Annotated in this window: 7 protein-coding genes; 3 read left to right on the top strand and 4 right to left on the bottom strand. The window is 51.8% G+C overall.

Features of this window, described 5'->3' with window-relative positions:
* The 3 genes from Q0510_RS06000 to Q0510_RS05990 all read right to left on the bottom strand — a co-directional run.
* Positions 1 to 560, bottom strand: a 560-nt coding sequence (locus Q0510_RS06000; protein ID WP_298709151.1) for an alpha/beta fold hydrolase, incomplete at its 3' end; no start/stop codon positions are given.
* A 29-nt stretch (positions 561 to 589) separates the two neighbouring features.
* Entirely contained in the window at positions 590 to 1,396 is an 807-nt protein-coding gene (locus Q0510_RS05995) for a HesA/MoeB/ThiF family protein (RefSeq protein ID WP_298709149.1), read from the bottom strand.
* A 35-nt stretch (positions 1,397 to 1,431) separates the two neighbouring features.
* Positions 1,432 to 2,736, bottom strand: coding sequence for a HAMP domain-containing sensor histidine kinase (locus Q0510_RS05990; RefSeq protein ID WP_298709147.1), 1,305 nt, complete (start codon positions 2,734 to 2,736; stop codon positions 1,432 to 1,434).
* Between the two features lie 740 nt (positions 2,737 to 3,476).
* Here Q0510_RS05990 and Q0510_RS05985 point away from each other — a divergent pair.
* Both Q0510_RS05985 and Q0510_RS05980 read left to right on the top strand, forming a co-directional pair.
* Complete coding sequence (locus Q0510_RS05985; protein ID WP_298709145.1) at positions 3,477 to 3,764, top strand: hypothetical protein; 288 nt, start codon at positions 3,477 to 3,479, stop codon at positions 3,762 to 3,764.
* 4 nt (positions 3,765 to 3,768) lie between these two features.
* The gene (locus Q0510_RS05980) at positions 3,769 to 4,221 is read left to right on the top strand and encodes a hypothetical protein (RefSeq protein ID WP_298709144.1); all 453 of its coding nucleotides are present in this window, start codon (positions 3,769 to 3,771) and stop codon (positions 4,219 to 4,221) included.
* 448 nt (positions 4,222 to 4,669) lie between these two features.
* Here Q0510_RS05980 and Q0510_RS05975 read toward each other — a convergent pair whose 3' ends face one another.
* Positions 4,670 to 5,311 (bottom strand): iron chaperone, encoded by a 642-nt coding sequence (locus tag Q0510_RS05975; protein WP_298709142.1) that lies wholly within the window; start codon positions 5,309 to 5,311, stop codon positions 4,670 to 4,672.
* Positions 5,312 to 5,491: 180 nt separating this feature from the next.
* On the opposite strand from Q0510_RS05975, the gene Q0510_RS05970 reads away from it, so the two are divergent.
* Positions 5,492 to 6,043, top strand: a complete 552-nt coding sequence (locus Q0510_RS05970; RefSeq protein ID WP_298709139.1) for a YqgE/AlgH family protein — start codon at positions 5,492 to 5,494, stop codon at positions 6,041 to 6,043.
* Positions 6,044 to 6,172: the final 129 nt, after the last annotated feature.

The following is a 6,172-nucleotide window of genomic DNA, read 5'->3' as shown; positions in this document are numbered from 1 at the left end:
TTTAGCACCCACGTGACCGGTAAAATAGGCAAAAATCGTTTGACCACGCGGGTAAAACTGTAATAGGGCGCGTGGAGGATGCAGTAGCGGGGCCTGTTATCGCAGGCCAGTTTTACCGCAAACCCGCTTCCCATGCTCCGGCCGTAGACGAGGATGTGGTGTTCCGGGTACTTTTTCAGTTGCTCGTCGTACACGAACTGCGCATCTTTCAGCAACTGCGTTTCCGACCGTTTGCCCGTACTCTTCCCGAAACCCCGGTAATCGACCATGAGCACGTCGTAGCCATGCCGGGTATAGTCGCGGGCGTATTTCCCCCAACCTTTGATACTCCGCGTGTTGCCATGAAAATACAGCAGCAGCCCCCGGGGTTCCGTCACCTGGAAGTGAAGGCCGTTGAGCCTTACGCCCGGTTCAGGGTCAAAGAACAGCTCTTCGAAGGGCTGGTCGTAATGGAAGGTGAAATCCGGGCGCAGCTTCTCCGGCTTCCAGATGAAGCGGTCCTGGATGATGAAGGCCAGCAGGATGAGTATGATGTAACCGGCAAGGATGTAGTAAACCATACAGGACCGGGGTATTGGGTGAAAACGGGTCAGTCTTCCACATCCGGCACGATCTCCAGGCCGTAATCGTCGGCGGAGAGGAGCCCTTGCTCCTTCACGGCCTTGATTTTAGCGGCGTCGGAATGGAGGTCGCGCACGTCGAACTGGTGATGCAGGTAATTGAAGGTATGCAATTTCCCTGCAAGCCCGGGTACGCCTGCCAGGTATTTGATGATTTCGTTCACCATGAGCAGGGCGGTGGCGCCGTGCGTGGCGCCCATGGCGCCGGCGTCGAAATTGCGGAAGTCGTCGAGCAGGAATTCGTTGCAGCGGTACGAAGCGGGGGGCGCTCCGCTGGCGGGGGCCATATTGAACCCGCCCCACCAGGCGGTCCAGTTATGCACTTCGCCCATGACGAAGGGCTTATTATCGAGGATGCAGGCATCGTTGACCACCAGGTGGGTGGCGCGGTGCTGGGAGCAGTCGATGATGAGATCGAAACCCTGGAAAACCTGCCGGGCGTTGTCCGGGCGGACTTGTATGAGGAAAGGGTAATGCTTGTTCCAGGGGTTGAGGGAGAACAAGCGGCTGGCGGCCATTTTGGCTTTGTGCTTGCGGAGGTCCTGCATATTGAAGATGAGCAGGCGGTGGAGGTCTTCTTCCAGGATCACGCCGTAATCGGCGATCCCGATGACGCCCACGCCGGCGGCGCTGAGGTACTGGGCCACGGGGGTTCCCAATCCGCCTGCGCCGATGATGAGGATGCGCGCTTTCTTCAGGTGTTCCTGCATCTGCACGCCCATTCCGGGCACTGCGATGGGATGTTTATATCTGTTGAGTTCTTTTTCTGACAACATGTTGTGCTACAGTCTGATTTCCACGGCAAAGATACCTACTCCTGCGGAAACTCCATCGTAAAACGGCTGCCTTTGCCGAGTACGCTTTCCACGCGGATCTTGCCCTTGTGTGCATCCACGATGGCTTTCACGTAGGTAAGGCCCAGCCCGAAACCTTTTACGTTATGCACGTTGCCGGTGTGGGCGCGGTAGAATTTTTCGAAGATGCGCGACACCGTGTCGCGGCTCATGCCGATGCCGTTGTCGGCAATGGAGATCACCAGGTGCTTGCGGGTATTGCTGGTGCTGATGCGCACCTCGAGATTGTCCCTGGAGAATTTGATCGCATTGTCCAGCAGGTTGAAGATGAGGTTGGAGAAATGCACTTCGTCCGCCTTGATGATGGGCTGCAGGGCGTGCAGCTGCAGGTCCACGTGCCCGTTCTTGCCGTCGAGCTGCAGGCGGAGGTTGTCGACCGTATGGGTGATGAGCTGGTGCACGTCGATGGGTTGCAGGTTGAGGGTGAGCTCTTCCTTTTCCATGAGGGCGGATTGCAGGATGGATTCCACCTGCTTGTTCATGCGTTTGTTTTCTTCCTTGATGATGCCTGAAAAGTAGCGGATCTTCTCTTTGTTTTCCATGACGCGCTCGTTGCCGATGGCGTCGATGGCGAGGGAGATGGTGGCCAGCGGGGTTTTCAGTTCATGGGTCATATTGTTGATGAAATCGCTTTTGATTTCGGAGAGTTTCTTTTGGCCCAGCATGGTCCGTATGGTGAGGGCGAAGGCCGTCACGATGATCATCGTGAAGAGGATGCTGCCGAAGATCATCCAGCCGAGGGATTTGAAGATGGTAAGGCTGCTTTGCGGCACGAAAACGTGGAGCACTTCGAGGTTGGGCGTGGTGAGGTTTTCGGCCAGGGGAACGATGATCTCCTGGTAGAGTGCGGAATCCATTTCGCGGCGGCGGAGGCGTTCGGGATAATTGCGGGAGGCCAGTTGCGTGGTGGAGCCGCCATATTCGCTGTTCATGGCGATGCCGAATTCGAAGACGGTATCGAGCTTGCTCTGTTTCATGGCGCGGATGAGGAGGTTGGAAACCTCATTCACGTCGACCTGCGCGGAGATGGGTATGAGCGGTTTGATATTATTGCCGGGGAAGGGTTCGAGCATGAATTTGCCGAGGGCGCCTTCCTGTTTGTTGCGGTCGATTTGTATGCGGGTGACGGGTGTGATGGAGCGGTTGAGGAGCTCGTTGCCGGCGGAGAAAACGGCTTCGATCATTTTCTGTTCTTTCTCTTCTTTTTTGATGTGGGCGGCATTACGAATCCAGCTAAACTGTATATAAATGATTCCCAACAAGGAAAGAGTTATAAGTGCGATAATGACGGGAAATATCTTTTTTAACGGCAGCATTTGGTAAGACTATGAAACGATAAATATAGCGAAAAAAGCGGCGTACACCGGTAATTGCTACAGCAACTATGATACAAAATTACAGGGGTATATGGTGGATAATGGGGGGCTGCTGTTAAAAAACATCACTTTAACGTAATTTTAACGGAGAAACTGCGCGGTTATTATGTACACTTTACATACCTTTGTTCTGTCATCTGGTACCAAATTTGCTACTGGATAACAGACATAAATAAGCGAATAAACTTTCTACATACATCGACGTGGATTCGTTCCATAAGCGATTTAGATTTTGGTTGATAAAATGGTAAGGGATCTTTCTAGGTCCCTTTTTTTATTGCCTTTACTTCACCTTCTAATTTATTGGGTTACAATAGTTTGGATTCCTTTCGATCCGGCGGGCGCGTGCGTTTGGCCGGGAAAGATAACGCGGGAACGGGGGGACGTATTGTGTCCGGGGCTCCCTGCCCGTGTAGAAGCAGTGTGGAAAAACGGCCGTAGCTGTGGTGAGAATTTCTCGGTTTTCCGGAGATTGGGGAAATGGGTGGAAACCGGTGGGAAATAGAGTGGACGAGAATACTGCCAGATTTTGTATCACATTTTCCGGAGATAAGCACCTCCGATTTTCGGAGGTCAAATTTTCATGTCAAATTACGGCTTACATTGACACCCTAAAACTTAGAAAAATGAATGACATTTTATGGAGCATAATGATCGTACTTTTCTGCTTCCTTCCGATGCTTTACCTGGTTTTCCTTTGGATTTTAATTGAGGGCCGGGAATTTTTCTTCTCCTTCTGGTATGAGTTGTTCGTCTATAGCCGTCCCGATTTCAAAATGAAGTATACCGGGCCGTACACCGGCAAAAGTGTATCACTTTTTCAGCATAAGGAGAATTCCGAAGACGATCTGAAGCTCGCCGTCGAAATCTGGCACGAGTATAAATATTATTGTTACCAGAAGTTTTTAAAATAATCCAATGCCTCATCCATTACCTTTTTTTGTTATCCCGCAAGAACAAAACAACCGCTGGAAGTGGCGATTTGCTGCCTCATTTTTAGGTACTGTCAGCGGCATGTTATTGCTTTATATGGCAGAGGTGCTGGAAATTTCCGTAGGGAGGCCCATGCCATGGCTCCCCTACCTTACACCAGCATGCACTATCATATCCACATCGTTTTGCCACGATATACTAGCCCTGTTAAGAGACTATTTGCAGGAGCGGGGTGTTAATAACCGCAAGGCCAGATTGGATGTAGAGGTCCATGAAGCGTCGTGCCGGCAGAATGTGAGTGAAAAGCAAAAAGCTTTTTTGAACAATATTCAAATGTCTGCCGATAGAAGCATGGTCGAGTTTCACCTTCGGAAGCTATCTAATGCCTTGGATCAAAAGCCTGATCATCAATACGCAAAGAGAAAGCGCCGCAGATGAGACCGCCAGGAAGCGTGTTAACTTTGCCGGAGCGGCTTTATCCCGGCACCTCACTTTAGAAACGGAGTTAGTCGCAACCTTCACTACTGGAGCTGTCTTTCAGAAGCTCTTGCTTTGGAGGCAGATGGAGCCAAAGCCCTTGTCTTTATCGCGGCCTTCACAAATGAAACAATTTTAAATGAGGCTTTTGCAGCAGGAGGCTAATTGCCTTGTGCTTTTCCGGATTTATTTGCAGCCTTTGAGCCAACCGTAGCGGATCATGCCGCTTCCTGCCTGATGATGCATTAGCCAGTGCTTTCCATTTAGCCGTGGCTTCAAGTGCAGCGTTTTTACCAGCGGCAGGGTTTGCCGATGCTTACTTTTTTGAAGCAGATGTCGTTACAGCCTTCGATTTACGAACAGCCATGGTAGTAGCAGCCTTCTTACCTGAGGCTGCATTTGCCAATGCTTACTTTTTGGAACCAGATTTTGTTGCAGCCCTCTTACCCGATGCAGCCTTAGCCGGTGCTTTCCCTTTAGCCGCGGTTTTAGCTGCAGCATTCTTACCAGCTGCTTTTGCCGGCGCCTTTGCTTTTGCGGACGCGTTGGGTGCAGCCTTTGTACCGGCCGAAGCGGACTTTGCGGGCGTTTTCGCTTTGGAATCAGTTTTAGCCGCGGCTTTAGCCGAAGCGGAATTTGCCGGTGCTTTCCGGGACGAAGCGGCTTGTCTTGCAGGGGCTGCCGTCCCACCAGCCTGCGCTTCCTCCAGGCGGAATTTCACCATCCGGGAAATGAGGTCCAGCGGAAGGGGGGAATCCTTGGGCAGTTGCACCACGCTCTTCGATTGCTTGTAAGGCGCCAGCTCCTTCGCAAATGCCGTAAACACCGTGAACGGCGGCGGGAACGCCAGCGAATAATGCCCGGTGAATCCTGAAAAATATATCACGAAGGTCTTCCCTGACTTGTAGGCAGGGATCTGGTAGCTGATCACCTCCTCGGCATCTGGCGCCGCCTTGCGGATAGCGGTCCGGATCTTTCCCAGCGCCACCTGCGCGTCCGCGTCAAATGTGGCGATGTACTCGTCGATAGTTTTGAAATCAGTTTTTGCCATGGGTAAACGGGTTTTGTGTGATCCAAAAATACTGCCGCCTCCCGGGACAACCACATGCCGAAAACGACAAAAAAAGGGCAAAATGCGTCGGATACCATCCGGAAAAGCAAAAAAGTGCCTTCCCATTGCCGATAGTTGCCCGGAGTTGGTTAAATTTGGTCAGAGCAGAAGGAAATAGGTATGGAACAACTTGCGCCTGGAATATTGCTGATTGCGGACCCTTTCCTGAAAGATCCGAATTTCGCCCGAACCGTGGTCTTGTTATGTGAACACCAGGAAGAAGGCAGCTTCGGATTCGTCGTCAACCGTCCGTTCGACCATAAACTGGATGAACTCATCCCGGCCGTACTCACCCCCAACATCCCCGTCTTCTTCGGCGGCCCCGTCCAGCTCGATACCATTCATTTCATTCACCAACTCCCCGACCTCATCGAAGGCGGCTTCGAAGTTTTTCCAGGGTTATACTGGGGCGGAGACTTTGCCACCGTCGTTGAACTGATCAACCGCGGAGAACTCGACCTCCAGAAAATCAAGTTCTTCATCGGCTACTCCGGGTGGACCAGCGGGCAGCTCGAAGGCGAGCTCAATGAAAAAAGCTGGATCCTCTCCGGCATCAACCCTCCCCTCCTCTTCAACGGCAACGAAGACGAAATCTGGAAACAATCGCTCCAGAAACTGGGCAACAACTTCGCGATGATGGCCAACTTCCCCATCGACCCGTCCCTCAACTGATCGTTTTTACCCGCTGATTGTCATTTGACGACATAGTACGGTTACAGTACGGTAACCCTACTGTATCCCTACTATATCCCTACTAAGCCTTTACCAGGTATTGGGTGTAAACCTATTTTAGGACGTGTC

This window comes from uncultured Chitinophaga sp. (genome assembly GCF_937874145.1).
Taxonomy (GTDB): domain Bacteria; phylum Bacteroidota; class Bacteroidia; order Chitinophagales; family Chitinophagaceae; genus Chitinophaga.
Note: the sequence above shows the minus strand (reverse complement) of the source record. Positions and strands in the feature narration are given on the sequence as shown.

Bases quoted from the DNA above. Each gene is read 5' to 3' on its own strand.
- Q0510_RS05975 (WP_298709142.1), bottom strand. From the start codon at position 5,311: ATGGCAAAAACTGATTTCAAAACTATCGACGAGTACATCGCCACATTT.
- Q0510_RS05995 (WP_298709149.1), bottom strand. From the start codon at position 1,396: ATGTTGTCAGAAAAAGAACTCAACAGATATAAACATCCCATCGCAGTG.
- Q0510_RS05985 (WP_298709145.1), top strand. From the start codon at position 3,477: ATGAATGACATTTTATGGAGCATAATGATCGTACTTTTCTGCTTCCTT.
- Q0510_RS05980 (WP_298709144.1), top strand. From the start codon at position 3,769: ATGCCTCATCCATTACCTTTTTTTGTTATCCCGCAAGAACAAAACAAC.
- Q0510_RS05970 (WP_298709139.1), top strand. From the start codon at position 5,492: ATGGAACAACTTGCGCCTGGAATATTGCTGATTGCGGACCCTTTCCTG.